Below are 26101 nucleotides of genomic sequence, written 5' to 3'. Positions count from 1 at the left end.
CAACTGTATAAGTAGACAGTATTATTCCACAGGGCAAGTCGCTCGCCTACCCCCGACGGGAAGAATGTTCCGAACGGTTGCCCGCAGGCGCGGCTAGCCCGGGTTCTCGCCGTTGCTCATGCGCAGCAGGCCGGTCAGCGCGGTCGCCACCGTCTGCCGGCGCACGGCGTCGCGGTCGCCGTTGAACTGGCAGCGCTCACTGACCAGCCGCTCGCCGTCGGCCCAGGCCAGCCAGACCGTGCCTACCGGCTTTTCCGGCGAGCCGCCGTCGGGCCCGGCGACACCGCTCACCGCCACCGCGAAACGCGCCCCGCTGTGCCGCTGGGCGCCGCGCACCATGGCCTCGACCACTTCCCGGCTGACCGCGCCGACTGCCAGGAATAGCGACTCGGGCACCTCCAGCTGGAGGGTCTTCTGGCGGTTCGAGTAGGTCACGTAGCCAGCCTCGAACCAGCCCGAACTCCCCGGGATGCGGGTGATCGCCTCGGCGATGCCGCCACCGGTGCAGGACTCCGCCGTGCTGACCTGCTCGCCCAGGTAACGAAGGCTTTCGCCGAGGCGGGCGGCCAGTGCGGTCAGGTCGGACTCCATCAGGGTCATCACTGTTCTCCAGGGTAGAAACGGAAAGGGACTACCCTACACCATCGGCTTTTCCATTCAGAAGCAGCTTTCGGACAAGCGCAACCGCGCGAAGGCAGCGAATGCGCGAACATGCGTGCTCCATCACCGTCCAAGGAAAGGCCCCCCATGAACATCGCGCCACTCAAGGTCTCTCTGCTGTCCCTCGCCCTGCTCCTCTCCCCCGTAGCCAGCCTCCCCGCCCATGCGGCCTGCACCGCCAACCTGGCCCTGCAACCCGCCAGCAGCCTGCCCGCGCTCGGCGGGCGCCTGGTCTACCACAGCTATATGGAGTACGGGGACGGCTCCTCGAACCTCTACCTGCACGACTTCAAGAGCAAGAGCACCCGCCAGCTCAACCAGCCCGGCTGGAACATCGAGGACCCGATGAATGCGCATTTCTCCCCGGACGGCCGCTACCTGACCTTCATGGGCCGCCAGAATGGCGCCTGGCACGTGTTCGCCTGGGCCATCGGCGGTACCCAGGCGCCGAGCAACCTGACCGCGGCCATCGGCGGTCGCAACGAGGATCCGAAGTTCTCCTTCGACGGCCGCCAGGTCGTGCTCAAGCACGAGGGCGACATCCGCCTCGCCACCCTGGTCTTCAATGGCGATGGCAGCGTCGGCGTGAGCGCCTGGAAAGCCGTGACCGGCGACGGCTGGAGCACCGAGGAGTCGATGCCGTTCCTCACCCCCTCAGGCAAGTACGTGGTCTACGCGACAGGAGCCGGCGACAGCCTGCGGGTGGTGCGCAGAAACCTGGAGAACGGCCAGGTCAGCGCCCTCGCCACCCCGGCCGCGGGGGGCCGCGACTATTACCCGGTGGTACGCGACTATACCGCCTACTTCCTCTCGCGCACCCAGCCGGCCGGCAACGACCAGTTGGCCATGGTCGTACCCAACAGCCCGCCCGGCACCCCGGCGATCCTGCCGCTCAACCACTGCCAGGGCGACAATTCCGACGCCGCGCCGGTGAACGAGGACTACCTGATCTTCTCCAGCACTTCGTTCGACCCGACCTACAGCCTGCTCCTCGGCGACATCGCCGCGGCGCGGGTCTGGCGTCTCGACCCGGCGCAGATCAACCTGCCCGACGGTCGGCAGAAGCTCGGCGCCAGCTATACCGCGGCACGCTGAAAGCAGCCCGCACAGGCGCGGACCTGAGGGTCCGCGCCGGTTCCGAACGGACCCGACACAGGCCGGTGAATCGGGTTAACATTGCCCTCTTTTGCACCGTCCAAAGCCCGCTTCCGAAGGCCCGTATGACCGACCTCTCTCAGCACACGCCAATGATGCAGCAGTACTTCAAACTGAAGCATCAGCACCCCGACCAATTGATGTTCTATCGCATGGGCGACTTCTACGAGCTGTTCTACGAGGACGCGAAGAAGGCCGCCAAGCTGCTCGACATCACCCTGACCGCGCGCGGCCAGTCCGGCGGCAAGGCGATCCCGATGGCAGGCATTCCCTTCCATTCGGCGGAGGGCTACCTGGCCAAGCTGGTCAAGCTCGGCGAGTCGGTGGCGATCTGCGAGCAGATCGGCGACCCGGCCACCAGCAAGGGGCCGGTGGAGCGCCAGGTGGTGCGGATCATCACCCCCGGCACGGTGAGCGACGAGGCGCTGCTCGACGAACGCCGCGACAACCTGCTGGCGGCAATCCTCGGCGACGAGCGCCTGTTCGGCCTCGCCGTGCTGGACATCACCAGCGGCCGCTTCAGCGTCCAGGAGATAAAAGGCTGGGAAACCCTGCTGGCCGAACTGGAGCGCCTCAACCCGGCCGAGCTGCTGATTCCCGACGACTGGCCACAGGGCCTGCCGGCGGAGAAGCGCCGCGGCGTACGTCGCCGCGCGCCGTGGGACTTCGATCGCGACTCGGCGCACAAGAGCCTCTGCCAGCAATTCGGCACCCAGGACCTGAAAGGCTTCGGCTGCCAGAACCTGACCCTGGCCATCGGCGCCGCCGGCTGCCTGCTCGCCTACGCCAAGGAAACCCAGCGTACCGCCCTGCCGCACCTGCGCAGCCTGCGCCACGACCGCCTCGATGACACGGTGATCCTCGACGGTGCCAGCCGCCGCAACCTGGAGCTGGATATCAACCTCAGCGGTGGCCGCGAGAACACCCTGCAATCGGTGGTCGACCGCTGCCAGACCGCCATGGCCAGCCGCCTGATGAGCCGCTGGCTGAACCGTCCGCTGCGTGACCGCGCGGTACTGGAAGCCCGCCAGGAGTCCATCGCCTGCCTGCTGGAACGCTACCGCTTCGAGAACCTGCAACCGCAGCTCAAGGAAATCGGCGACCTCGAACGCATCCTCGCCCGCATCGGCCTGCGCAACGCCCGCCCTCGCGACCTGGCGCGCCTGCGCGACGCGCTGGCGGCGCTGCCGGACCTGCAGAACGCCATGACCGAACTGGAAGCGCCGCACCTGCAGGCGCTGGCCACCACCATCGGCACCTATCCCGAACTCGCCGAACTGCTGGCCAAGGCGATCATCGACAACCCGCCAGCGGTGATCCGCGACGGTGGCGTGATCAAGACCGGCTATGACGCCGAGCTGGACGAGCTGCAGGCGCTGAGCGAAAACGCCGGGCAATTCCTGATGGACCTGGAAGCGCGCGAGAAGGCCCGCACCGGCCTGCCCAACCTGAAGGTCGGCTACAACCGCATCCATGGCTACTTCATCGAGCTGCCACGGGTGCAGGCCGAACAGGCGCCGGCCGACTACATCCGCCGGCAGACCCTGAAAGGCGCCGAGCGCTTCATCACGCCGGAACTGAAGGCCTTCGAGGACAAGGCGCTGTCGGCCCAGAGCCGCGCCCTGGCCCGCGAGAAGGCGCTCTACGAAGAGCTGCTGGAACGCCTGATCGGCCATCTCGCTCCGCTCCAGGACAGCGCCTCGGCGCTGGCGGAGCTGGACGTGCTGGCGAATCTCGCCGAACGCGCGCTGAACCTCGACCTGAATCGCCCGCGGTTCGTCGAACACACCTGCCTGCACATCGAGCAGGGCCGCCATCCGGTGGTCGAGCAGGTGCTGGAGACACCGTTCGTGGCCAACGACCTGGCGCTGGATGCCGACACCCGGATGCTGGTGATCACCGGTCCGAACATGGGCGGTAAATCCACCTACATGCGGCAAACCGCGCTGATCGTGCTGCTTGCGCATATCGGCAGCTTCGTTCCGGCTGCGCGCTGCGAGCTGTCCCTGGTGGACCGCATCTTCACCCGCATCGGCTCGTCCGACGACCTTGCCGGCGGCCGCTCGACCTTCATGGTGGAGATGAGCGAAACCGCCAACATCCTGCACAACGCCACTGACAAGAGCCTGGTGCTGATGGATGAGGTCGGCCGCGGCACCAGCACCTTCGACGGCCTGTCGCTGGCCTGGGCAGCGGCCGAGGACCTGGCCCGGACTCGCGCCTTCACCCTGTTCGCCACCCACTACTTCGAGCTGACCGTACTGCCGGAAAGCCAGCCCGCGGTAGCCAACGTGCACCTGAACGCGACCGAGCACAATGAACGCATCGTGTTCCTGCACCATGTACTGCCGGGACCGGCGAGCCAGAGCTACGGCCTCGCGGTGGCCCAGTTGGCCGGCGTGCCGGCCCCGGTAATCCAGCGCGCCCGCGAACACCTCAAGCGCCTGGAAACCACCAGCCTGCCGCACGAGATGCCGAGCCAGCAGAGCGGCAAGCCCGCCTCGCCGATGCAGAGCGACCTGTTCGCCAGCCTGCCGCACCCGGTGATCGATGAATTGTCGAGGATCAATCCCGACGATATCAGCCCGCGGCAAGCTCTCGATCTGTTATATGCATGGAAGATGCGGGTCTGACGGACTACCGCACAAGCTGCTAGAATCGCGCGCGCTTAGCCGCCCGCCTGAGGAGAGAACTAGAAAATGACCTTCGTCGTCACCGACAACTGCATCAAGTGCAAATACACCGACTGCGTGGAAGTCTGCCCGGTAGACTGCTTCTACGAAGGACCCAACTTCCTGGTCATCCATCCGGACGAGTGCATCGACTGCGCCCTGTGCGAGCCCGAATGTCCGGCCCAGGCAATTTTCTCCGAAGACGAAGTGCCGGAGAACATGCAGGAATTCATCGAGCTGAACAGCGAGCTGGCGGAAGTCTGGCCGAACATCACCGAGAAGAAGGATGCCCTGCCCGACGCTGAGGAATGGGACGGCGTCGCCGGCAAGCTCCAGCATCTGGAGCGCTGATACGCCAAGGCCCGCAAACAGCGGGCCTTTTCTTTGGCGACGAGTAAAACGGCAGGCAAAAAAAAGGGCGGGGTATTACCCCGCCCACTCTTCAGTCCCTCGTCATCGTCCTGATGAATCGCCTCCCTGGCGACGTCCCTTCCCCGATCCTTCGGGGTTGCGTGTTCCCTGTACGCAGGAGTGATATTAGCGATTCCCTGTGCTCCCGCAACCTGCCAGAAAACCCAGCGAAGCTTCTTCGGCAGTCATTTTATAAAAATATATTCCTTTATTTTCAATAAGTTACTTAAATTCACCGAGCGTTTTTGGCAAACCTCCCGGGCATTTATCTACTTAGGCTCACACGCCGTGTAAGTTAATGCTTACAAGAGCAGACACAAAAAACCCGGCGAACGCCGGGTCTTCAGTGGGTCTAAGGTTTTCCGTCACTGGAACAGCGCGTCACTCGACAGGCCGTTCTTCTCCAGGATCTCCCGCAGGCGCTTCAGCGCCTCGACCTGGATCTGACGAACCCGCTCGCGGGTCAGGCCGATTTCCTGACCGACCTCTTCCAGCGTGCTGCTTTCGTGCCCGCGCAAGCCGAAGCGGCGAATCACCACCTCACGCTGCTTGTCGGTGAGTTCCGTCAGCCACTGGTCGATGCTTTCGCTGAGATCGTCATCCTGCAGCAGCTCGCACGGATCGGTGGGGCGATCGTCGGTGAGCGTATCCAGCAGGGTCTTGTCCGAGTCCGGACCAAGAGAGACGTCTACCGAAGTCACCCGTTCGTTCAGGCCGAGCATGCGCTTGACCTCGGCGACCGGCTTCTCCAGCAGGTTGGCGATTTCTTCGGGTGAAGGTTCGTGGTCGAGCTTGTGGGTCAGTTCCCGCGCCGCACGCAGGTAGACGTTGAGCTCCTTGACCACATGGATCGGCAAGCGAATGGTCCGGGTCTGGTTCATGATGGCCCGTTCGATGGTCTGGCGGATCCACCAGGTGGCGTAGGTCGAGAACCGGAATCCGCGCTCCGGATCGAACTTCTCCACGGCGCGGATCAGGCCTAGGTTGCCTTCCTCGATCAGGTCGAGCAGGGACAGTCCGCGATTGACATAGCGCCGGGCGATCTTCACCACCAACCGCAGGTTGCTCTCGATCATCCGCTTCCGACCAGCGGGATCGCCCTTCTGCGCCAGACGAGCGAAGTGGACTTCCTCTTCGGGCGTCAACAGGGGCGAGAAACCGATTTCGTTGAGATACAGCTGCGTTGCGTCCAACGCGCGCGTGTAGTCGATGTGCTTGTGTTGTTTGGAAGAGAAGGAAGTGGTGGCTTTTGGAGTTGCCCGGGGAGAAGGCTGCTCGTCGGCAGACGACTCGTCCAGCATGATGCCGGGCTCCAGGAGGAGCACTTCATCATCGTGGTCAAACTCCGGCCCTTCTTTTTTGAGTGCCATGTCGTTATCCCTTGCATGAGTTCGACTCAAGCCCGGGCGATTCCTTTCCCGCTGGACACGCCCGGACCCGCTCACCTACATGATGTGGGCGGGCGAACTCCCGGTCAGCGACGTGGCAAATATTGCAGTGGATCGACAGGCTTACCCTGGCGGCGAATCTCGAAGTGCAGCTTCACCCGATCGGTTCCTGTGGAGCCCATCTCGGCAATCGATTGCCCTACCTTGACCTGTTGCCCTTCCCGCACCAGCAGCCTGCGGTTGTGACCGTAGGCACTCACGTAGGTCTCGTTGTGTTTGATGATGACCAACTCGCCGTAGCCCCGCAAACCACTACCGGCGTATACAACGGTCCCACCAGACGCAGCCAGGACAGGCTGGCCCAATTGACCGGCTATATCAATCCCTTTATTCAAACTTCCGTTTGAGGCAAAACGGCCGATCAGACTACCGCTCGCAGGCCATGCCCAACCGCCCACCGCAGGCCCCGCAACGACGGGAGTCGCGCCGATGCTGGGTGGGGTCGTGGTCGAGGCCGGAGCCGGTGCGGGCTTGGCAGGTACCGACGTACTAACAGCGGGTGGAACCGGGGCAGGCTTGGTCGCCACGGGCGGAGCGACGACCGGCGTGTTTTTCACGACGGACGGTTGCGCCGGTGCCCGCCCACCAAATTGGATAGCTTGACCGACCTGGATGGTATAGGGCGGCGCGATGCCATTGCGCGCGGCCAGGGCTTTCCAGTCCCAGCCGAAGCGGAAGGCAATGGAATACAGGGTATCGCCGCGGCGCACGATGTACTGCCCGCTGGTGACCGGCGTACGCCGCGCAGCGGCAGGCGCGGAACCGTTGCGATCGACGACCTTGACCCCGCCGGGAGGCGACGACGAACAGGCGGCGAGAAGGGAACAGACGACGGCCCCGAGCAACAGGTGGCAGCCACCGTAGAGCCGAGTCCATTGCCGCAGGGTCGCTGCTAGCCTCAATCCTTCCCCCTTATCCATCTTCTTCGCTTTCGTTCAATCGGGCCGGCGACGCCGGCCGCCGGCTCAGGCGATCGGGCCGTTGAGCAGCGGGACGAAACGTACCGAGTCGAGTACCTGGCGGCTGAACCCGTCCTCGGTGCGGACGATCAGCATCAGTTGCTGGACCTCGCCGCCACCGACCGGGATCACCAGACGGCCCCCCGGCGCCAACTGGTCCAGCAACGACTGCGGGACTTCCGTGGCCGCCGCGGTGACGATGATTCCATTGTAGGGAGCCAACGCCGACCAGCCCTCCCAGCCATCGCCCCAACGAAAGACAACATTACGCAGGTTTAGCTCCGCAAGACGCTCCTTGGCCTTGTCCTGCAACGCCTGGATCCGCTCGACGGAGAAGACCCGCTCGACCAGTTGAGCCAGCACCGCGGTCTGGTAGCCGGACCCGGTACCGATCTCCATGACCTTGTCCAGCGGGCCGGCCGCCAGCAGCAACTCGGTCATCCGCGCCACCATGAATGGCTGGGAAATGGTCTGGTTGTGGCCGATCGGCAGGGCGGTGTCTTCGTAGGCGCGATGCGAGAGCGCCTCGTCGACGAACAGATGACGCGGCGTGCGGCGGATCACCTCGAGCACGTGGGCGTTGGACAGGCCTTCTTCGTACAGGCGCTGGATCAGGCGCTCTCGGGTACGCTGGGAGGTCATGCCGATACCCCGGCGATGCAGGTCTTCGGACATCACGTCAGTCCTCCCAGCCACTCGTCGAGGCCGCCGAAGGCTTCGTGGAAGGTACGGTCCAGCTGCAACGGAGTGATCGACACGTAGCCTTGCATGACCGCGTGGAAATCCGTCCCCGGCCCGCCATCCTCGGCATCGCCGGCCGCGGCGATCCAGTAGCCTTCCTTGCCGCGCGGATTGACCACCTTCACCGGTGCGGCGGCACGAGCGCGGTGCCCGAGGCGGGTCAGCTGGATACCGCGTACGCGATCCAGCGGCAGGTTCGGGATATTGACGTTGAGCACGGTACGCGGCGGCACGGCCAGGCGCTCGTGGGCGGAGACCAGCAGGCGGGCGAAGTGCATGGCGGTGGGCAGGTTGTCCGTCAACCGCGAGACCAGCGAGAAGGCGAAGGCCGGCCCCTTCAGGAAGCGCCCTTCGATGGCCGCCGCCACGGTACCGGAATAGAGGACGTCATCGCCGAGGTTGGCGCCCAGGTTGATACCCGAGACCACCATGTCCGGCAATTCCTCCAGCAAGCCGTTCAGGCCCAGGTGCACGCAGTCGGTCGGCGTGCCGTTGAGGCTGATGAATCCGTTGTCCAGGCGCTGCGGGTGCAGCGGGCGGTCCAGCGTCAGGGAACTGCTGGCGCCGCTCTTGTCCTGGTCGGGGGCGATCACTACGCAATCGGCATGATCCGCCAGCGCGTCGTAAAGCGCGGCGATACCGGGTGCGGTCACCCCGTCGTCGTTGGCAATCAGTATGCGCATGGGTTTTCCGTCTGCCCTGTCGGTACCAGGTCGAGGATTTCACGCACCACTACGGTGGCGAAACAACCGGCCGGCAGGACGAATTCCAGTTGCAGAACATCAGGTTCGGGATAATGCCACGCCAGCCCCTGGATGGGGAGCCGCAGGATGCGCCGTTCGTGCGCCATGCCCGCCTTCGCCAGCCAGCGGCAGAGCGCCGGCTCGCTCCCGGCCAGGGCCAGCTCGCGGTCGAGGACGCCGGCGCCGCTCGGCGGATCGCCCTCGCCCCAGAGCGGTCCGGTGGGGTGCAGGTCGAGGGCGGCCAGACGGGTATCGCGGCATTCTTCCTCGCCAGCGAGGAAAAAGCTGCGGCTGTCGGTGAAGGCCAGCAGGTCGCCGACCGCTGCCCGGTTCCAGCTACCCTCCGCGACCCGCTCGGCGAGCAGGCGGTTGAACAGGTAGCTGCGCCCGGCGGAAAGGAAGCGCGAACGCAGGTTGCGGTTCGCCGGCAGCAGGTCCTGTTCCGCGCAACTGCGCGCGTCGACCAGGTTGCCGCCGCCGTGGCCGAAGCGTTGCAGGCCGAAATAGTTGGGCACGCCGTCCGCGGCGATACGTTCCAAGCGCGCGTCGAGAAGGGCACGCTCCGCCCGCAGCCCGGTCAGACGCAGGGTGAAGCCGTTGGCGGCATGCGCGCCTCGCTGCAACTTGCGCGAATGACGGGTGCGGCGAAGAATCCGCAGGTCCGCGCCCTCGGCTGCGCCCAGGTCGGGATCGGCCTTGCCCGGCAGGTGCAGGCTGAACCATTGCCGGGTCAGGGCCTGGCGGTCCTTCAACCCGGCGTAGCTGACGTTCTTCTGCTGCACGCCGGCGGCGCGGCCGAGGCGACGGGCCGCCTCCTCGGTGTTCAATCCGCGCTTTTCCACCCACAACCAGAGGTGCTCGCCTTCACCGCTGAGGGGAATGTCCAGCACCTCGTCGACCTGGAAGTCCTCGGCCACGGCCTTGAGCACCGCCTCGCCGCAGGCTGCCCCATGGGCGCGCGGCCCGAGCAGGTCGAGTTCGCCGAGAACGCTCATCGGGCCATCAGCAAAGCGACCGCATGTACAGCAATGCCCTCTTCGCGTCCGGTGAAACCTAGCCGCTCGGTAGTGGTGGCCTTGACGTTGACCTGGTCGACCGCGACGCCGAGGTCCTCGGCGATCGACCCGCGCATGGTTTCGATGTGCGGCGCCATCTTCGGTGCCTGGGCGACGATGGTGGCGTCGACGTTGCCGACCTTCCAGCCCTTCTCGGCGACGATGGCGACCACGTGTCGCAGCAGCGCGCGACTGTCGGCGCCCTTGAACCGAGGGTCGGTGTCCGGGAAGTGCTTGCCGATGTCGCCCAGCGCCGCCGCGCCGAGCAGCGCATCGGACAAGGCGTGCAGCAGCACGTCGCCGTCGGAGTGGGCGACCAGCCCATGTTTGTGGGGAATGCGCACACCGCCGAGGGTGATGAAGTCGCCCTCGCCGAAGCGATGCACGTCGTAGCCATGGCCAATTCGCATGAAAAAACGCCCTGGTTGGAATCAGGGCGTGATTCTACCCCGGATCGGGGCAGGCTTCAGGTATCGCGGATCAACCGTTGAGAACCTGGGCATGGTGGCGCAGGTGATCCTCGATGAAACTGGCGATGAAGTAGTAGCTGTGGTCGTAGCCTGGTTGCAGACGCAGCTCCAGCGGGTGGCCGGCCTTGTCCGCCGCATTGCGTAGCGCTTCCGGCTTGAGCTGGACGGCGAGGAAGTCGTCGCGCTCGCCCTGGTCGACCAGGATCGGCAAGCGTTCGGACGCACCCTCGAGCAACGCACAGGCATCCCACTCGCGCCAGGCCGCCGGGTCCTCGCCCAGGTAGCGAGAGAACGCCTTCTGGCCCCAGGGGCAATCGCTCGGATGGCAGATCGGCGCGAAGGCCGACAGCGACAGGTAGCGCCCCGGGTTGCGCAGCGCGCAGACCAGCGCGCCATGCCCCCCCATCGAGTGCCCGCTGATGCCGCGCCGCCGGGACACCGGGAAATGCGCCTCGATCAGCGCCGGCAACTCGTGCACCACGTAGTCGTGCATGCGGTAGTGCGCAGCCCAGGGCTCCTGCGTGGCGTTCAGGTAGAAGCCTGCGCCCAGGCCGAAGTCCCAGGCGCCGTCGGGATCGCCGGGGACACCGCTGCCGCGCGGGCTGGTATCCGGCGCCACCAGTACCAATCCCAGTTCGGCGGCGACCCGCTGGGCGCCGGCCTTCTGCATGAAGTTCTCGTCGGTACAGGTCAGCCCGGACAGCCAGTACAGGGCCGGCAGCGCCGCCTCCGGCTCGGCCTGGGGCGGCAGGTAGATGGCGAAGACCATCTCGCAGTTCAGGGTCCGGGAAAAATGACGGTAACGCTGGTGCCAGCCGCCGAAGGACTTCTGGCTGCCGATCAGTTCGAGGGAATCCTTCACGTGACCTCCGTGAAACGGTCGTGGCGAGCCGCAGGGCCCGCCGCGACGGCTTGTCAGTAATGAATGACGGTGCGGATGCTCTTGCCTTCGTGCATCAGCTCGAAGGCCTCGTTGATGTCCTCCAGCCCCATGGTGTGGGTGATGAAGGTATCCAGCGGGATCTCGCCCTTCTGCGCCTTCTCGACATAGCTCGGCAACTCGCTGCGCCCGCGCACCCCGCCGAACGCCGAACCGCGCCAGACGCGGCCGGTGACCAGTTGGAACGGCCGGGTGCTGATTTCCTGGCCGGCGCCGGCGACACCGATGATCACCGACTCGCCCCAGCCCTTGTGGCAGCATTCCAGCGCGGCGCGCATCAACTGCACGTTGCCGACGCACTCGAAGGAGTAGTCGACGCCGCCATCGGTCAGTTCGACGATGACGTCCTGGATCGGCTTGTCGTAGTCCTTCGGATTGATGAAGTCGGTGGCGCCCAGCTCCCTGGCGATGTCGAACTTGCCCGGGTTGATGTCGACCGCGATGATGCGCGCGGCCTTGGCCATCTTCGCCCCGATGATCGCCGCCAGGCCGATACCGCCCAGGCCGAAGATGGCAACGGTAGCGCCCTCTTCCACCTTGGCGGTATTCAGCACGGCGCCGATCCCGGTGGTGACGCCGCAACCAAGCAGGCAGACCTTATCCAGCGGCGCGTCCTTGGGAATCTTCGCCAGGGAGATTTCCGGCAGCACGGTGTATTCGGAGAAGGTCGAGCAGCCCATGTAGTGGAAGACCGGCTCGCCCTTGTAGGAGAAACGGCTGGTGCCGTCGGGCATCAGGCCCTTGCCCTGGGTGGCGCGCACGGCCTGGCAGAGGTTGGTCTTGCCGGACAGGCAGAATTTGCACTTGCCGCACTCGGCGGTGTACAGCGGGATGACATGGTCGCCCACCTGCAGGGAGGTCACGCCCTCGCCCACCGCTTCGACGATGCCACCACCTTCGTGGCCCAGGATGCACGGGAACACCCCCTCGGAATCCTGGCCGGACAGGGTGTACGCATCGGTATGGCAGACGCCGGTGGCGACGATGCGCACCAGTACCTCGCCCTTCTGCGGCGGCGCCACATCCACCTCGACGATTTCCAACGGCTTGTTGGGGGCGAAGGCGACGGCGGCACGGGACTTGATCATCTGGGAACTCCTGAACGATAGAAGCCGGCGGGCCGCTAAGCGACCCACTGAAACGGAAAGTGTAGAAAACCGCGTTTCAAGGAATAATCAGGCAATAATCAAAACATTATTGCCATACAGGGACAATCCAGATGAATCGCTGGGAAGGACTCGACGAATTCGTCGCTGTCGCCGAAACCGGGCAGTTCACCGCGGCAGCCGAACGCATGGGCGTTTCCTCGTCGCACATCAGCCGCCAGGTCGCCCGCCTGGAGGAGCGCCTGCAGACCCGCCTGCTCTACCGCAGCACCCGGCGAGTGTCGCTGAGCGAAGCCGGACAGACCTTCCTGCAACATTGCCAGCGCCTGCAGGACGCCCGCGACGAAGCCCTGCGCGCGGTCAGCGACCTCTCCGCGGAGCCCAAGGGCCTGCTGCGCATGACCTGCGCCGTGGCCTACGGCGAACGTTTCATCGTGCCGCTGGTGAATGCCTTCATGGCCGACTATCCGCAACTGCGGGTCGACATCGAGCTGTCCAACCGCCAACTGGACCTGCTCCACGAGGGCTTCGACCTGGCCATCCGCCTCGGCCGCCTGAGCGATTCGCGATTGGTCGCCACACGGTTGGCGCCACGCCTCATGTACCTCTGCGCCACCCCGGAATACCTGCGCCGCCACGGCACTCCGCAGTCGCCGGCGGAACTCGGCCAGTTCAACTGCCTGATCGGCAGCAGTGACCTGTGGAGCTTCCTCGAGGACGGCCGGGAAACCCAGCACCGGGTCCAGGGCAACTGGCGCTGCAACAGCGGCCAGGCGGTGCTCGACGCCGCCCTGCGCGGCTTCGGCCTGTGCCAGTTGCCCGACTACTATGTGATCGAGCACCTGCGCAGCGGCCGCCTGGTCTCCCTGCTGGAAGGCCACCAGCCGCCGAATACCGCGGTATGGGCGCTGTACCCGCAGCAGCGGCACCTGTCGCCGAAAGTCAGGCAACTGGTGGACTATCTCAAGGAAGGCCTGGCGCAATCCCATCCGGGACTCGCCGGGGAGAAAAACCTGCGCTGAAGCAGTAAGGCAATTCACCGCTGCGATAGAATTGGCGGTTTCCCGCTCCACCCGCTATCGATTCAAGGAAGTCGCATGTCTGCCCTCAATGCGTTTCGCCAACGCTACCTGGTGAGGTTCTGGTCGCCGCTGCCGGCGCTGGTCGCCCTCGGCGTCGCCTCCGCCTACTACTTCGCGCTCACCGGCACCTTCTGGGCGGTGACCGGCGAATTCACCCGCTGGGGCGGCCACGTGCTGTCCTGGTTCGGCTACCAGCCACAGGACTGGAGCTACTTCAGGCTGATCGGCCTTCAAGGCACGCCGCTGGACCGGATCGACGGAGTGATGATCATCGGCATGTTCCTCGGCGCCCTGTGCTGCGCCCTCTGGGCCGGCAACGTCAGCCTGCGCTGGCCGACCAGCAAACGTCGCCTGCTGCAGGGCCTGGTCGGCGGTATCGTCGCCGGCTTCGGCGCGCGCCTGGCGATGGGCTGCAACCTGGCGGCGTTCTTCACCGGTATCCCGATGTTTTCCCTGCACGCCTGGGCCTTCATGTTCGCCACCGTCGGCGGCGCCTGGATCGGCGTGAAGATCAGCCTGCTGCCGTTCCTGCGCACGCCGCTGAAAGTCGGCGCCACGGCCAGCGCCCTGCCCGACGCCGAAAGCCTGGCCCGACGCGCACGCCTGCAGGCCCGCCTGGGCCTGGCGGTGCTGGCGCTCGCCGCGCTGTTCGCCGCCTGGCGCTTCGAGGTATCGCTGGTGCTGGGCATGGCCTGCCTGTTCGGCCTGCTGTTCGGCGGCCTGATCGAGCGCGCGCAGATCTGCTTCACCAGCGCCGCACGGGACCTCTGGACCACCGGCCGGACCCGCGCCGCCTTCGGCATCCTGCTCGGCATGGCGGCCGCCTGCATCGGTACCTTCGCCGCGATCCGCCTGGGCGTCGCGCCGAAGATCTTCTGGATGGGCCCGAATGCGATCATCGGCGGCATTCTCTTCGGCATCGGCATCGTCCTCGCCGGCGGTTGCGAGACCGGCTGGATGTACCGCTCGATGGAGGGCCAGGTGCACTTCTGGGTGGTCGGCATCGGCAACGTCATCGGCGGAACCCTGGTGGCGATCTTTTGGGACCAGTTGGGTACCCGCCTAGCCCTGCCCTATCCCAAGCTCAACCTGCTGGAAAGCTTCGGGCCCGGCAACGGCCTGCTGTTGACCTTCGCCGGCCTGGCCCTGTGCCTGCTGCTGGTGCAACTGAACGCCTCCCGATTCACCCGACCGCGGAAACCGAACCATGAGCCAGACCGACAAACCGACCCTGTCGCTTGACCTGCGCGGCGAACATTGCCCGTACAACGCCATCGCCACCCTGGAAACCCTGGCGACCATGCAGCCGGGCGAACGCCTGGAAGTGGTCACCGACTGCTCGCAATCGGTCCACGGGATTCCCGAAGATACCCAGCGCCAGGGCTACAAATGCCTGGCGGTGGAGCAGCATGGCGCGCTGTTCCGCTTCCTCATAGAGGTGCCGCTGGAAAGCTGAACGAGCGAGCCTGCAACGACAAGAAAGCCGACCCTCGGGTCGGCTTTCTTGTGCCAGGGTTCAGTGCGGAAAACTGCGCTGCAGGCGCAGCAGGTCTTCCGGGGTGGTGATCTTCAGGTTGTCGGCGCGCCCTTCCACCAGCTTCGGCGCATAGCCGGCCCACTCCATCGCCGAAGCCTCGTCGGTGATCGCCACGCCGGCCACCAACGCATCGGCCAGCGCCCGGTGCAGGGCGCCGAGGCGGAACATCTGCGGCGTATAGGCCAGCCAGACCACCGAGCGGTCGATGGTTTCGCTGACCCGGCCGTCGCGGTCGGAGCGCTTGAGGGTGTCCCTCGCCGGCACCGCCAGCAGCCCGCCGACCGGATCTTCGGCGAGTTCTTCGAGCAGGCGGTCGAGGTCGCCGCGGGTCAGGTTCGGCCGCGCGGCGTCATGCACCAGCACCCAGTCGTCGGCCTGTGCCCCCAACTCCAGCAGGCGCAGCAAGCCGTTCAACACCGAGCCGGCGCGCTCGGCGCCCCCGGCGGCGCGCTGCACATGCCGGCTGGCGGCGCAGTCCAGCCCGAGCCAGTAGGGATCGTCCTCGGCCAGGCAGACCACCAGGCCCCTAAGCATCGGGTGTTCGAGGAAACAATCGAGGGTGCGCTCGATCACGGTGCGACCGGCAAGATCGAGATATTGCTTCGGGCGGTCGGCGCGCATGCGCGAACCCACGCCGGCGGCGGGGATCACCGTCCAGAAGGCGGGAAGGTCGGAAGTCGTCATCGGGAGAAGGGTCGTCAGCTCACTTGGCGAGCTGGTAGAGGGTTTCGCCGTCCTTGACCATGCCGAGCTCGTGCCGCGCACGCTCCTCGACGGTCTCGGTGCCTTTCTTCAGCTCGGCGACTTCGGCTTCGAGAATCCGGTTGCGCTCCAGCAGGCGCTCGTTCTCGCCATGCTGGTCGGCGATCTGCTTCTGCAGGTCGCGCACCTGCGCCAGGCTGCCATCGCCGACCCACAGGCGATATTGCAGGCCCGCCAGCGCCAGGATCAGCACCACGAACAGCCAGTAGGGGCTACGTAACCTCAAGCCTCGAACTCCTTGAGAAGAAAAGGGGTGGCTCTTGCCACCCCTTCACCGTACCAGACTAGGCTCAGCCGCGGAATTCCGCGCGACCACGGTACGGCGCCTTGGCGCCCAGTTGCTCTTCGATGCGCAGCAACTGGTTGTACTTGGACACGCGGTCGGAGCGGCACAGCGAACCGGTCTTGATCTGACCGGCGGCGGTACCCACGGCCAGGTCGGCGATGGTCGAGTCCTCGGTTTCGCCGGAGCGGTGCGAGATCACCGCGGTATAGCCGGCGGCCTTGGCCATCTGGATGGCCTCCAGGGTCTCGGTGAGCGAACCGATCTGGTTGAACTTGATCAGGATCGAATTGCCGATGCCCTTCTCGATGCCTTCCTTGAGGATCTTGGTGTTGGTCACGAACAGGTCGTCGCCGACCAGTTGGACCTTGGCGCCGATCTTGTCGGTCAGGCCTTTCCAGCCGGCCCAGTCGGACTCGTCCATGCCGTCCTCGATGGAGATGATCGGGTAGCGCTGGGTCAGGCCGGCCAGGTAGTCGGCGAAACCAGCGGCGTCGAATACCTTGCCTTCGCCTTCCAGGTCGTACTTGCCGTCCTTGAAGAATTCGCTGGAGGCGCAGTCCAGGGCCAGGGTCACGTCGTCACCCAGCTTGTAGCCGGCCTTCTCGACGGCCTCGGCGATGGCGGCCAGGGCGTCTTCGTTGGACGACAGGTTCGGCGCGAAGCCGCCTTCGTCACCGACGGCGGTGTTCAGGCCACGGGCCTTCAGCACGGCCTTGAGGTGATGGAAGATCTCGGCGCCCATGCGCAGCGCCTCGGCGAAGTTCTTCGCACCGACCGGCTGGACCATGAATTCCTGGATATCGACGTTGTTGTCCGCATGCTCGCCGCCGTTGATGATGTTCATCATCGGCACCGGCATGGAGTACTGGCCGGGAGTGCCGTTGAGGTCAGCGATGTGCGCGTACAGCGGTACGCCCTTGGCCTGTGCGGCGGCCTTGGCGGCAGCCAGGGACACCGCGAGGATCGCGTTGGCGCCCAGCTTGGCCTTGTTCTCGGTGCCGTCCAGCTCGATCATCGCGTGGTCGAGGGCTTTCTGGTCGGCCGCGTCCTTGCCCAGCAGCAGGTCGCGGATCGGGCCGTTGATGTTGGCCACGGCTTTCAGCACGCCCTTGCCCAGGTAACGGCTCTTGTCGCCATCGCGCAGCTCGAGGGCCTCGCGGGAACCGGTGGAAGCACCGGAAGGCGCGCAGGCGCTGCCGACGATGCCGTTGTCCAGGATCACGTCCGCTTCAACGGTAGGGTTGCCGCGGGAGTCCAGGACCTCACGGCCCTTGATGTCGACGATCTTTGCCATTCTTGTTAACACTCCGAAGTGAATGAACGGGGCGGTCTGAGGAGACTAGGCAGTCTCGATTGCAGGAAAGCTCTTGATCAGCTCGTCCAGTTGCTTGAGCTGGGACAGGAAGGCTTCGAGTTTGTTCAGGCGCAGCGCGCACGGACCGTCGCACTTGGCGTGCTCGGGGTCCGGATGGGCCTCGAGGAACAGCCCGGCGAGCTTCTGGCTGAGCCCGGCCTTGGCCAGGTCGGTGACCTGGGCGCGCCGGCCGCCGGCGGAGTCCGCGCGACCGCCAGGCATCTGCAGGGCGTGGGTGACGTCGAAGAATACCGGGTACTCGAACTGCTTCATGATGCCGAAGCCGAGCATGTCGACCACCAGGTTGTTGTAACCGAAGGAGGAGCCGCGCTCGCAGAGGATCAGGCGGTCGTTACCGGCTTCCTCGCACTTGGTCAGGATATGCTTCATCTCCTGGGGCGCGAGGAACTGGGCCTTCTTGATATTGATCACCGCGTTGGTCCTGGCCATCGCCACCACCAGGTCGGTCTGCCGCGAGAGGAAGGCCGGCAGCTGGATGATGTCGCAGACCTCGGCCACCGGCTGGGCCTGGAACGGCTCGTGGACATCGGTGATGACCGGTACCTTGAAAGTCTTCTTGATCTCTTCGAAGATCTTCATTCCCTCTTCCAGGCCCGGGCCACGGAACGAGTGGATCGAGGAACGGTTGGCCTTGTCGAAGCTGGCCTTGAACACATAGGGGATACCGAGTTTCTCGGTAACCCGTACGTATTCTTCGCAGACCTGCATGGCCAGGTCGCGCGACTCCAGCACGTTCATGCCACCGAACAGCACGAACGGCAGGTCGTTGCCGATCTGGATATCGCCGACGCGAACGATCTTCTGTGCCATGCTCAGGCCTTCCCGGAATATTTCAGCGCGGCGTTGACGAAACCGCTGAACAGCGGGTGGCCATCACGCGGTGTGGAGGTGAATTCCGGGTGGAACTGGCAGGCAACGAACCACGGATGCTCCGGGGCCTCGACCACTTCCACCAGGGCGCCGTCGCCGGAGCGGCCGGAAATCTTCAGGCCGGCCTGTTCCAGTTGCGGCAGCAGGTTGTTGTTCACTTCGTAGCGATGGCGATGGCGCTCGACGATCACGTCCTTGGCATAGCAGTCGTGCACCAGGGTGCCGGTCTGCAGCTGGCACTCCTGGGCGCCCAGGCGCATGGTGCCGCCCAGGTCGGAAGCTTCGGTGCGGATCTCGGTGGCGCCGGTCGCGTCCTGCCATTCGGTGATCAGGCCGACCACCGGATGGCCGCTGGACTTGTCGAACTCGGTGGAGTTGGCGTCGCTCCAGCCGAGCACGTTGCGGGCGTATTCGATGACCGCGACCTGCATGCCCAGGCAGATGCCCAGGTAGGGGATCTTGTTCTCGCGGGCGTACTGCACGGTGCTGATCTTGCCTTCCACGCCGCGCAGGCCGAAGCCGCCCGGGACCAGGATGGCGTCGACGCCTTCCAGCAGGCTGGTGCCCTGCTGCTCGATGTCTTCGGAGTCGATGTAGCGCAGGTTGACCTTGGTGCGGCTCTGGATGCCGGCGTGGGTCATCGCCTCGATCAGCGACTTGTACGCGTCCAGCAGTTCCATGTACTTGCCGACCATGGCGATGGTGACTTCACGCTCGGGGTTGAGCTTGGCATCGACCACCCGGTCCCATTCGGACAGGTCGGCCTGCCCGCACTCCAGGCCGAAGCGCTCGACGACGATGTCGTCCAGGCCCTGGGCATGCAGCACCGACGGGATGCGGTAGATGGTGTCGACGTCTTCCAGGGCGATCACCGCGCGCTCCTCGACGTTGGTGAAGAGCGCGATCTTGCGCCGCGAGGAGACGTCGATCGGGTGGTCGGAACGGCAGACCAGCACGTCCGGTTGCAGGCCGATGGAGCGCAGCTCCTTGACCGAGTGCTGGGTCGGCTTGGTCTTGGTCTCGCCGGCGGTGGCGATGTACGGGACCAGGGTCAGGTGCATCAGCATCGCGCGCTTGGCGCCGATCTCGACGCGCAGCTGGCGGATCGCCTCGAGGAACGGCTGCGACTCGATGTCGCCGACGGTGCCACCGATCTCCACCAGGGCGACGTCGGCATCGCCGGCGCCCTTGATGATGCGCCGCTTGATCTCGTCGGTGATGTGCGGGATCACCTGCACGGTGGCGCCCAGGTAGTCGCCGCGGCGTTCCTTGCGCAACACGTCCATGTAGACGCGGCCGGTGGTGAAGTTGTTGTTCTGGGTCATGGTGGTACGAACGAAGCGCTCGTAATGGCCCAGGTCCAGGTCGGTCTCGGCGCCGTCCTGGGTCACGAAGACCTCACCGTGCTGGAACGGGCTCATGGTGCCCGGGTCCACGTTGATGTAAGGGTCCAGCTTGAGCATCGTGATCTTCAGGCCACGCGCTTCCAAGATCGCAGCCAGAGAAGCCGAAGCGATGCCTTTCCCCAATGAAGAAACAACACCACCCGTGACGAAGATGTAGCGCGTCATGAAAAACCCTAGAAGTCAGCGTTTAGGCGGGATCAACCGCCGGGGATTCGGAGAAGGGAGGCCAGCTCCCGCCACGGACAAATCCGTGGGCAAAGCAAACTCCTGCTGATTCCGGAGGGAATCGGCGGGAGCAGTACAAGACGGGAGCGTAGTCTACTGGAAACGGCTTACTAGCTCAAACCCGGGTCGTTCGTCGGCGGGCTCCAGGACAGTCGCCAGCCCCCCTCGCGGGGACTGTCCAGGCCAGGAATGTTGGCCACCGCGAGCAGTTCGTCGGCTCGGAAGAGCAGCGGCAAACGACCGCGCAGGAAGCTCGGTACGCCCGCTTCGTTGAGCAATCGCTTGAGGTCGCGGCGACCGCGCCCGGCCAGGGCCAGCACCTCCCCACCCCGCCGGTAGTCGACGCGCAACGGTCCCGCCGGAACCTCGCCGAGCAACGCCAGCCGGCCATTGCCGGGAAGAAGCAATGGATGAGCGGGACACTCCCAGACGAACGGTCCCGCCGCTGCACGCCAGTCCGCCGGCAACCACCAGATCCGCCCCGCGCCGCGACGCAACTCGCCGCTCTCCAGGCGCCAGATCGGGTCGGCATCGTCGCCGGCATCGCGCAACGACTCCCAGCCGGCCCAGTGGTCGCTGTCCGGCAACCGCGTCAGCTGTCCCAGCCAGGCCCGCAGCAGGTTGCGCTGGCGCGCAGCGCTGAGGCGGCGCAGAGGCTCCAGGGCGATCCGGGGCAGATCCAGCCAGTCCGGCCAATCCAGTTCCGAGGGTTGGCGGCAGGCCCGGAGGTCGATGGCGGCCAGTTCAGCCAGCAGGTCTTCGGCCTCGCGCAGATGCGCCGCGCAGCGCGCCATGCCGGCGACGGCCTGCGGCCAGTGGGAGGCGAGACGCGGCATGATCTCCCGGCGCAGGTAGTTGCGCGAGAAGCGCGGATCCTGGTTGGAAGGATCCTCCACCCAGTCCAGCCGGTGCGTCTGCGCATAGGCTTCCAGTTCGGCGCGGGAAACCCCGAGCAAGGGTCGGCACAGGCGGCCGCCGCCCAGCGGCCGGCTCGCCGGCATCGCCGCCAGGCCGCGCAGGCCCGCTCCACGCAACAGGCGGAACAGCAAGGTCTCGGCCTGGTCGTCGAGGTGCTGCGCGGTGAGCAGCACCTGTCCCTCGCCCAGGTTCGCCTGGAATGCGCGATAGCGGGCGTCGCGCGCCGCCTGCTCGATGCTGCCGCCAACGGCGACCTGTACCCGCTCGACCCGCAGCGGGATACCCAGCGACCGGCAGACCGCCTGGCAGTGCGCCGGCCAACCGTCCGCCGCAGCCTGCAAGCCATGGTGGACATGCAGCGCCGACAGCGCCGGCAAGGCTTCGCTCCGGGCCAACTGGGCGAGCAGATGCAGCAACACCGTCGAATCCAGCCCGCCGGAAAACGCCACGCACCAGCCCCCCGCTTCGCGCCAGGGCGCCAGGGCCTGTAACAGACGGGATTCGAGCGGCACTGCCGGCATGCTTGCGCTCCTCATGCGACAAGCCCGGCGAATGCCGGGCTTGTCGATCGTACCAGTGCGCCGGATGGTTTACGGCGCGCCGTAGCTCATCAGGCGGTCGTAACGACGCTCCAGCAACTCACCCATTTCCAGGCCCTGGAGCATCTTCAGTTGCGCCAGCAGTTCGCCACGGATCGATTCGGCCATGCTCGCCGGATCGCGATGGGCGCCGCCCAGCGGTTCGTCGATGACCTTGTCGACGATGCCCAGGCCTTTCAGGCGCTCGGCGGTGATACCCATGGCCTCGGCGGCTTCCGGCGCCTTCTCGGCGGTCTTCCAGAGGATGGAGGCGCAGCCTTCCGGCGAGATCACCGAATAGGTGGAGTATTGCAGCATGTTCAACTGGTCGCAGACACCGATGGCCAGCGCGCCGCCGGAACCGCCCTCGCCGATCACGGTGGCGATGATCGGCGTCTTCAGTCGCGCCATCACCCGCAGGTTCCAGGCGATCGCCTCGCTCTGGCCGCGTTCCTCGGCATCGATGCCCGGGTAGGCGCCGGGCGTGTCGATGAAGGTCAGGATCGGCATCTTGAAGCGTTCGGCCATTTCCATCAGGCGGCAGGCCTTGCGATAGCCTTCCGGACGCGGCATGCCGAAGTTGCGCCGGACCTTCTCACGGACTTCGCGGCCTTTCTGGTGGCCGATGACCATCACCGGGGAACCGTCGAGGCGGGCAACGCCGCCGACGATCGCCGGGTCGTCGGCGAAATGCCGGTCGCCGTGCAGTTCCTCGAAATCGCTGAACAGGTAGCCGATGTAGTCGAGGGTATAGGGACGCTTGGGATGGCGCGCGAGCTGGGCGATCTGCCAACTGGACAGATTGCCGAAGATATTTTCGGTGAGCGCCTTGCTCTTGTCCTGCAGACGCGAGATTTCGTCGCTGATGTTCAGCGCATTGTCGTTGCCCACCAGGCGCAGCTCTTCGATCTTGGCTTGCAGGTCGGCGATCGGCTGTTCGAAATCAAGAAAGTTCGGGTTCATAGGCTTCCGTCGTGCGCAGATTCTAGTGGGCCGTTTCCGTTTGGCGCCCTACCTTACGGGATCGGGCGCCAGGGGTCGAGCCGGGAGCAAGGGCGATCCGCGTTTTCCCGCCGCAGAGCGCGGAACAACGGCGTTATCGCCCATCGCGATTAACGATAATTGAGGAAGACGTTGTCGCGCCCGAACTGGTCACGCAATGCCTGGATCAGATCGTCCGCCGGATCCACCCGCCAGCTCTCGCCGAACTGCAGCAGGGCCTTGGCGTCGGCGCTGGTGTAGTCCAGGGTGATCGGGCAGGAACCGCGATGGCGGTTGAACAGCTCGCCCAGCCAGCGCAGGCGGTCGCCCTTCAACAGGTCGGCGTGCAGCTTCATCCGCAGGCTCTCCGCCAGTCCGGTACGCGCTTCCTCCAGGCTCATCACGCGCTTGGCGCGCAGGCGCAGTCCGCCGGAGAAGTCGTCCTGGCTGACCTCGCCCTCGACCACCACCAGCGCATCGGTCTGCAGCAGCGACTGGGCCGCGGCGAAGGCTTCGGAGAACAGCGAGGCCTCGATCCGTCCGGAGCGGTCATCGAGGGTGACGAAGCCCATCTTGTCGCCCTTCTTGTTCTTCATCACCCGCAGGTTGACGATCAGCCCGGCCACCGTCTGGGTATCGCGCGCCGGCTTCAGCTCGACGATGCGCTGGCGGGCGAAGCGCCGCACCTCGCCTTCGTACTCGTCGATCGGATGGCCGGTCAGGTACAGGCCGAGGGTGTCCTTCTCGCCCTTCAGGCGTTCCTTGAGGGTCAGCTCCTTGACCTTGCGGTGGTTGGCGTAGACATCCGCCTCCGGCTCGGCGAAGACTCCGCCGAACAGGTCCATGTGCCCGCTGTCGTGGCTGCGCGCGGTCTGCTCCGCAGCCTGGATCGCTTCCTCCATCGCCGCCAGCAGCACGGCGCGGTTGAGGTCGACGGTAGCCTGGTAGGCCTTTAGCTCGTCGTGGTAGTGCGGCCCCAGGCGATCCAGCGCACCGGCGCGGATCAGCGCTTCCAGGGTGCGCTTGTTGATGCGCTTGAGGTCGACGCGGTCGCAGAAATCGAACAGGGTGTTGAACGGCCCGCCTTCGGCGCGGCACTCGGTGATCGCCTCCACCGGCCCCTCGCCGACGCCCTTGATCGCGCCCAGGCCATAGACGATCCGGCCATCGTCGTCGACGGTGAAGCGGAACTCGGAGTTGTTCACGTCCGGCGCCACGATGCGCAGCTTCATGTGCCGGCATTCTTCGATCAGCGTCACCACCTTGTCGGTGTTCTGCATATCCGCGGTGAGCACCGCGGCCATGAACGGCGCCGGGAAGTGGGTCTTCAGCCAGGCGGTCTGGTAGGAGACCAGGCCGTAGGCTGCCGAGTGCGACTTGTTGAAGCCGTAGCCGGCGAATTTTTCCACCAGGTCGAAGATGTTGCCCGCGAGATCGGCATCGATGCCGTTGTTCTTGCAACCCTCGATGAAACCGCCGCGCTGCTTGGCCATTTCCTCGGGCTTCTTCTTGCCCATCGCCCGGCGCAGCATGTCCGCGCCACCGAGGGTATAGCCGGCCATGACCTGGGCGATCTGCATCACCTGTTCCTGGTACAGGATGATGCCGTAGGTGGGTTTGAGCACCGGCTCCAGGCCGGCGTACTGGTAATCGGGGTGCGGATAGGACAGCTCGGCGCGACCGTGCTTGCGGTTGATGAAGTCGTCCACCATGCCCGACTGCAGAGGACCCGGGCGGAACAGCGCCACCAGTGCGATGAGGTCTTCCAGGCAGTCCGGCTTGAGCTTCTTGATCAGCTCCTTCATGCCGCGCGATTCGAGCTGGAACACCGCAGTGGTCTCGGCCTTCTGCAGCAGCGAATAGGTCGGCTTGTCGTCCAGCGGAATGAAGTCGATGTTCACCGGCTCCAGGCCCTTCTTGGCCTGCTCGCGGTTGATGATCTCCATCGCCCACTTGATGATGGTCAGGGTCCGCAGGCCGAGGAAGTCGAACTTCACCAGGCCGGCCGCCTCCACGTCGTCCTTGTCGAACTGGGTCACCAGGCCGCCGCCTTCCTCGTCGCAGGCGATCGGCGAGAAGTCGGTCAGCTTGGTCGGCGCGATCACCACGCCACCGGCGTGCTTGCCGGTACCGCGGGTGATGCCTTCCAGCTTGAGGGCCATCTCCCAGATCTCGGCGGCTTCCTCGTCGCTCTTGAGGAAGTCGCGGAGCATTTCTTCCTGCTCGTAGGCCTTATCCAGGGTCATGCCGACTTCGAACGGGATCATCTTCGACAGCCGGTCGGCGAGACCGTAGGACTTGCCCTGGACCCGCGCCACGTCGCGTACCACCGCCTTCGCCGCCATGGTGCCGAAGGTGATGATCTGGCTCACCGCGTTGCGCCCGTAGGCGTCGGCCACGTAGTCGATCACCCGGTCGCGGCCCTCCATGCAGAAGTCGACGTCGAAGTCGGGCATGGAGATCCGTTCCGGGTTGAGGAAACGTTCGAACAGCAGGTCGTAGGCCAGCGGATCGAGGTCGGTGATCTTCAGCACGTAGGCCACCAGCGAGCCGGCGCCCGAGCCCCGCCCGGGGCCTACCGGCACGCCGTTGTTCTTCGCCCACTTGATGAAGTCCATCACGATGAGGAAGTAACCGGGGAAACCCATCTGGATGATGATATCGAGTTCGAAGTTCAGACGGTCGACATAGACCTGGCGCTTGGCCTCGTAGTCCGGGGTATCCTTCGGCAACAGCACCTCCAGGCGCTCCTCGAGACCTTCGAAGGAGGCGTGCCGCAGGTAGTCGTCGATGCCCATGCCATTGGGCGTGGGGAAGTCCGGCAGGAAGTACTTGCCCAGCTGCACCTCGATGTTGCAGCGCTTGGCGATCTCGACGGTGTTTTCCAACGCTTCCGGCAGGTCGCTGAACAGCTCGGCCATTTCCGCCGGCGACTTCAGGTATTGCTGGTCCGAATAGGTACGTGGTCGCCGCGGATCGTCGAGGGTCCGCCCCTCGCCGATGCAGACGCGGGTCTCGTGGGCCTCGAAGTCTTCCTGCTTGATGAAGCGCACGTCGTTGGTCGCCACCAGCGGCGCGTTACAGCGTGACGCCAGAGCCACCGCCGCGTGGAGGTGCTCCTCGTCGTTGACCCGGCTGGTACGTTGCACTTCGACGTAGAAGCGCTCGGGGAACACCTCCATCCACTCGCGCAACAGCGCCTCGGCCTTGGCTTCCTCGCCGTCGAGCAGCGCGTGGCCGATCTCGCCCTCCTTGGCCGCGGACAGCGCGATCAGGCCTTCCGCCGCTTCCTTGACCCAGTCGCGCTCGATGATGATCTCGCCGTTGCGCTGGCCTTCGCTCCAGCCGCGGGAAATCAGCTCGGTGAGGTTGCGATAGCCCTTCGCGTTCATCGCCAGCAGGCTCAGGCGGCTGAGCGGGCCATCTTCCTCGCGGCTGGCGAGCCAGATGTCGGCCCCGCAGATCGGCTTGATGCCGGCGCCCATGGCGGTCTTGTAGAACTTCACCAGCGAGCACATGTTGCTCTGGTCGGTGACCGCCACCGCCGGCATGCCCAGCCCCGCCACCGCCTTGGCCAGGGGCTTGACCCGGACCAGGCCGTCGACCAGGGAGAATTCGGTATGCAGACGCAGGTGAACGAAGGATACGGTCATGAAGGCCCCGGAGCAGAAATAACGCAAAAACGACAAGGCCCGGATTGTACCGGGCCCGGTGGCAAAGC

23 protein-coding genes are annotated in these 26101 nt (G+C 65.5%); 6 read left to right on the top strand and 17 right to left on the bottom strand.

Annotation, left to right across the window (positions count from 1 at the left end; all coding sequences use genetic code 11):
* Positions 1 to 93: 93 nt before the first annotated feature.
* A complete protein-coding gene (locus HMPREF2924_RS30350; RefSeq protein ID WP_003129950.1) occupies positions 94 to 600 on the bottom strand; it encodes a CinA family protein in 507 nt (168 codons plus the stop codon).
* A 147-nt stretch (positions 601 to 747) separates the two neighbouring features.
* On the opposite strand from HMPREF2924_RS30350, the gene HMPREF2924_RS30345 reads away from it, so the two are divergent.
* From HMPREF2924_RS30345 to fdxA, 3 genes are all read left to right on the top strand, one after another.
* The gene (locus tag HMPREF2924_RS30345; RefSeq protein WP_003098486.1) at positions 748 to 1755 is read left to right on the top strand and encodes a TolB family protein; all 1008 of its coding nucleotides are present in this window, start codon (positions 748 to 750) and stop codon (positions 1753 to 1755) included.
* Between the two features lie 125 nt (positions 1756 to 1880).
* Positions 1881 to 4448: a DNA mismatch repair protein MutS gene (mutS, locus tag HMPREF2924_RS30340; RefSeq protein WP_003113873.1), complete on the top strand. Its 2568-nt coding sequence runs from the start codon at positions 1881 to 1883 to the stop codon at positions 4446 to 4448.
* A gap of 66 nt (positions 4449 to 4514) precedes the next feature.
* Complete coding sequence (fdxA, locus tag HMPREF2924_RS30335) at positions 4515 to 4838, top strand: ferredoxin FdxA (RefSeq protein ID WP_003092272.1); 324 nt, start codon at positions 4515 to 4517, stop codon at positions 4836 to 4838.
* Between the two features lie 425 nt (positions 4839 to 5263).
* Here fdxA and rpoS read toward each other — a convergent pair whose 3' ends face one another.
* From rpoS to HMPREF2924_RS30295, 8 genes are all read right to left on the bottom strand, one after another.
* Entirely contained in the window at positions 5264 to 6268 is a 1005-nt protein-coding gene (rpoS, locus tag HMPREF2924_RS30330) for an RNA polymerase sigma factor RpoS (RefSeq protein ID WP_003113871.1), read from the bottom strand.
* A gap of 104 nt (positions 6269 to 6372) precedes the next feature.
* Positions 6373 to 7266 (bottom strand): peptidoglycan DD-metalloendopeptidase family protein, encoded by an 894-nt coding sequence (locus tag HMPREF2924_RS30325; RefSeq protein WP_003129949.1) that lies wholly within the window; start codon positions 7264 to 7266, stop codon positions 6373 to 6375.
* 45 nt (positions 7267 to 7311) lie between these two features.
* Positions 7312 to 7947 carry a protein-L-isoaspartate(D-aspartate) O-methyltransferase gene (locus tag HMPREF2924_RS30320; protein ID WP_003098558.1) on the bottom strand — a complete coding sequence of 212 codons (636 nt, stop codon included), beginning with the start codon at positions 7945 to 7947 and terminating at the stop codon, positions 7312 to 7314.
* Between the two features lie 32 nt (positions 7948 to 7979).
* Positions 7980 to 8729 (bottom strand): 5'/3'-nucleotidase SurE, encoded by a 750-nt coding sequence (surE, locus tag HMPREF2924_RS30315; RefSeq protein ID WP_003092341.1) that lies wholly within the window; start codon positions 8727 to 8729, stop codon positions 7980 to 7982.
* A complete protein-coding gene (gene truD, locus HMPREF2924_RS30310; RefSeq protein WP_003117490.1) occupies positions 8717 to 9784 on the bottom strand; it encodes a tRNA pseudouridine(13) synthase TruD in 1068 nt (355 codons plus the stop codon). Before truD ends, surE begins: the two co-directional genes overlap by 13 nt.
* Positions 9781 to 10254 (bottom strand): 2-C-methyl-D-erythritol 2,4-cyclodiphosphate synthase, encoded by a 474-nt coding sequence (gene ispF, locus HMPREF2924_RS30305; RefSeq protein WP_003092346.1) that lies wholly within the window; start codon positions 10252 to 10254, stop codon positions 9781 to 9783. The genes truD and ispF overlap by 4 nt, the downstream gene beginning before the upstream one ends.
* Before the next feature lie 70 nt (positions 10255 to 10324).
* Positions 10325 to 11176, bottom strand: a complete 852-nt coding sequence (fghA, locus tag HMPREF2924_RS30300; RefSeq protein ID WP_003092349.1) for an S-formylglutathione hydrolase — start codon at positions 11174 to 11176, stop codon at positions 10325 to 10327.
* A 53-nt stretch (positions 11177 to 11229) separates the two neighbouring features.
* Positions 11230 to 12342: an S-(hydroxymethyl)glutathione dehydrogenase/class III alcohol dehydrogenase gene (locus HMPREF2924_RS30295; protein WP_003124150.1), complete on the bottom strand. Its 1113-nt coding sequence runs from the start codon at positions 12340 to 12342 to the stop codon at positions 11230 to 11232.
* Positions 12343 to 12473: 131 nt separating this feature from the next.
* Here HMPREF2924_RS30295 and gfnR point away from each other — a divergent pair, with 131 nt between their 5' ends.
* From gfnR to yedF, 3 genes are all read left to right on the top strand, one after another.
* Entirely contained in the window at positions 12474 to 13382 is a 909-nt protein-coding gene (gfnR, locus tag HMPREF2924_RS30290) for a glutathione-dependent formaldehyde neutralization regulator (protein WP_003129947.1), read from the top strand.
* Positions 13383 to 13457: 75 nt separating this feature from the next.
* Positions 13458 to 14684: a selenium metabolism membrane protein YedE/FdhT gene (yedE, locus tag HMPREF2924_RS30285; protein ID WP_004351374.1), complete on the top strand. Its 1227-nt coding sequence runs from the start codon at positions 13458 to 13460 to the stop codon at positions 14682 to 14684.
* On the top strand, positions 14650 to 14898 hold the full coding sequence (yedF, locus tag HMPREF2924_RS30280) for a sulfurtransferase-like selenium metabolism protein YedF (RefSeq protein WP_003092358.1): 249 nt from the start codon (positions 14650 to 14652) through the stop codon (positions 14896 to 14898). Before yedE ends, yedF begins: the two co-directional genes overlap by 35 nt.
* A gap of 60 nt (positions 14899 to 14958) precedes the next feature.
* Here the strand turns inward: yedF and ispD are convergent, their stop codons facing one another.
* From ispD to dnaE, 8 genes are all read right to left on the bottom strand, one after another.
* On the bottom strand, positions 14959 to 15663 hold the full coding sequence (gene ispD / locus HMPREF2924_RS30275) for a 2-C-methyl-D-erythritol 4-phosphate cytidylyltransferase (RefSeq protein ID WP_003129944.1): 705 nt from the start codon (positions 15661 to 15663) through the stop codon (positions 14959 to 14961).
* A 19-nt stretch (positions 15664 to 15682) separates the two neighbouring features.
* Positions 15683 to 15967: a cell division protein FtsB gene (gene ftsB, locus HMPREF2924_RS30270; protein WP_003098569.1), complete on the bottom strand. Its 285-nt coding sequence runs from the start codon at positions 15965 to 15967 to the stop codon at positions 15683 to 15685.
* Between the two features lie 64 nt (positions 15968 to 16031).
* On the bottom strand, positions 16032 to 17321 hold the full coding sequence (gene eno, locus HMPREF2924_RS30265; protein ID WP_003092364.1) for a phosphopyruvate hydratase: 1290 nt from the start codon (positions 17319 to 17321) through the stop codon (positions 16032 to 16034).
* A gap of 45 nt (positions 17322 to 17366) precedes the next feature.
* Entirely contained in the window at positions 17367 to 18212 is an 846-nt protein-coding gene (gene kdsA, locus HMPREF2924_RS30260) for a 3-deoxy-8-phosphooctulonate synthase (protein ID WP_003092365.1), read from the bottom strand.
* Between the two features lie 2 nt (positions 18213 to 18214).
* Entirely contained in the window at positions 18215 to 19843 is a 1629-nt protein-coding gene (locus tag HMPREF2924_RS30255; protein WP_003092366.1) for a CTP synthase, read from the bottom strand.
* 170 nt (positions 19844 to 20013) lie between these two features.
* Positions 20014 to 21342 (bottom strand): tRNA lysidine(34) synthetase TilS, encoded by a 1329-nt coding sequence (gene tilS, locus HMPREF2924_RS30250; protein WP_003129943.1) that lies wholly within the window; start codon positions 21340 to 21342, stop codon positions 20014 to 20016.
* A 69-nt stretch (positions 21343 to 21411) separates the two neighbouring features.
* Complete coding sequence (gene accA, locus HMPREF2924_RS30245; protein WP_003109333.1) at positions 21412 to 22362, bottom strand: acetyl-CoA carboxylase carboxyl transferase subunit alpha; 951 nt, start codon at positions 22360 to 22362, stop codon at positions 21412 to 21414.
* Positions 22363 to 22511: 149 nt separating this feature from the next.
* On the bottom strand, positions 22512 to 26033 hold the full coding sequence (gene dnaE, locus HMPREF2924_RS30240; protein WP_003098578.1) for a DNA polymerase III subunit alpha: 3522 nt from the start codon (positions 26031 to 26033) through the stop codon (positions 22512 to 22514).
* Positions 26034 to 26101: the final 68 nt, after the last annotated feature.

Origin of the sequence: Pseudomonas sp. HMSC063H08 (assembly GCF_001813645.1) — a bacterium.
Taxonomy (GTDB): Bacteria; Pseudomonadota; Gammaproteobacteria; order Pseudomonadales; family Pseudomonadaceae; genus Pseudomonas; species Pseudomonas aeruginosa.
The sequence above is the reverse complement of the archived record's forward strand: the minus strand, read 5'-3'. Positions and strand labels throughout refer to the sequence as shown.

Bases quoted from the DNA above. Each gene is read 5' to 3' on its own strand.
- HMPREF2924_RS30350 (WP_003129950.1), bottom strand. From the start codon at position 600: ATGACCCTGATGGAGTCCGACCTGACCGCACTGGCCGCCCGCCTCGGC.
- HMPREF2924_RS30345 (WP_003098486.1), top strand. From the start codon at position 748: ATGAACATCGCGCCACTCAAGGTCTCTCTGCTGTCCCTCGCCCTGCTC.
- mutS (WP_003113873.1), top strand. From the start codon at position 1,881: ATGACCGACCTCTCTCAGCACACGCCAATGATGCAGCAGTACTTCAAA.
- fdxA (WP_003092272.1), top strand. From the start codon at position 4,515: ATGACCTTCGTCGTCACCGACAACTGCATCAAGTGCAAATACACCGAC.
- rpoS (WP_003113871.1), bottom strand. From the start codon at position 6,268: ATGGCACTCAAAAAAGAAGGGCCGGAGTTTGACCACGATGATGAAGTG.
- HMPREF2924_RS30325 (WP_003129949.1), bottom strand. From the start codon at position 7,266: ATGGATAAGGGGGAAGGATTGAGGCTAGCAGCGACCCTGCGGCAATGG.
- HMPREF2924_RS30320 (WP_003098558.1), bottom strand. From the start codon at position 7,947: ATGACCTCCCAGCGTACCCGAGAGCGCCTGATCCAGCGCCTGTACGAA.
- surE (WP_003092341.1), bottom strand. From the start codon at position 8,729: ATGCGCATACTGATTGCCAACGACGACGGGGTGACCGCACCCGGTATC.
- truD (WP_003117490.1), bottom strand. From the start codon at position 9,784: ATGAGCGTTCTCGGCGAACTCGACCTGCTCGGGCCGCGCGCCCATGGG.
- ispF (WP_003092346.1), bottom strand. From the start codon at position 10,254: ATGCGAATTGGCCATGGCTACGACGTGCATCGCTTCGGCGAGGGCGAC.
- HMPREF2924_RS30295 (WP_003124150.1), bottom strand. From the start codon at position 12,342: ATGATCAAGTCCCGTGCCGCCGTCGCCTTCGCCCCCAACAAGCCGTTG.
- gfnR (WP_003129947.1), top strand. From the start codon at position 12,474: ATGAATCGCTGGGAAGGACTCGACGAATTCGTCGCTGTCGCCGAAACC.
- yedE (WP_004351374.1), top strand. From the start codon at position 13,458: ATGTCTGCCCTCAATGCGTTTCGCCAACGCTACCTGGTGAGGTTCTGG.
- yedF (WP_003092358.1), top strand. From the start codon at position 14,650: ATGAGCCAGACCGACAAACCGACCCTGTCGCTTGACCTGCGCGGCGAA.
- ispD (WP_003129944.1), bottom strand. From the start codon at position 15,663: ATGACGACTTCCGACCTTCCCGCCTTCTGGACGGTGATCCCCGCCGCC.
- eno (WP_003092364.1), bottom strand. From the start codon at position 17,321: ATGGCAAAGATCGTCGACATCAAGGGCCGTGAGGTCCTGGACTCCCGC.
- kdsA (WP_003092365.1), bottom strand. From the start codon at position 18,212: ATGGCACAGAAGATCGTTCGCGTCGGCGATATCCAGATCGGCAACGAC.
- HMPREF2924_RS30255 (WP_003092366.1), bottom strand. From the start codon at position 19,843: ATGACGCGCTACATCTTCGTCACGGGTGGTGTTGTTTCTTCATTGGGG.
- tilS (WP_003129943.1), bottom strand. From the start codon at position 21,342: ATGCCGGCAGTGCCGCTCGAATCCCGTCTGTTACAGGCCCTGGCGCCC.
- accA (WP_003109333.1), bottom strand. From the start codon at position 22,362: ATGAACCCGAACTTTCTTGATTTCGAACAGCCGATCGCCGACCTGCAA.
- dnaE (WP_003098578.1), bottom strand. From the start codon at position 26,033: ATGACCGTATCCTTCGTTCACCTGCGTCTGCATACCGAATTCTCCCTG.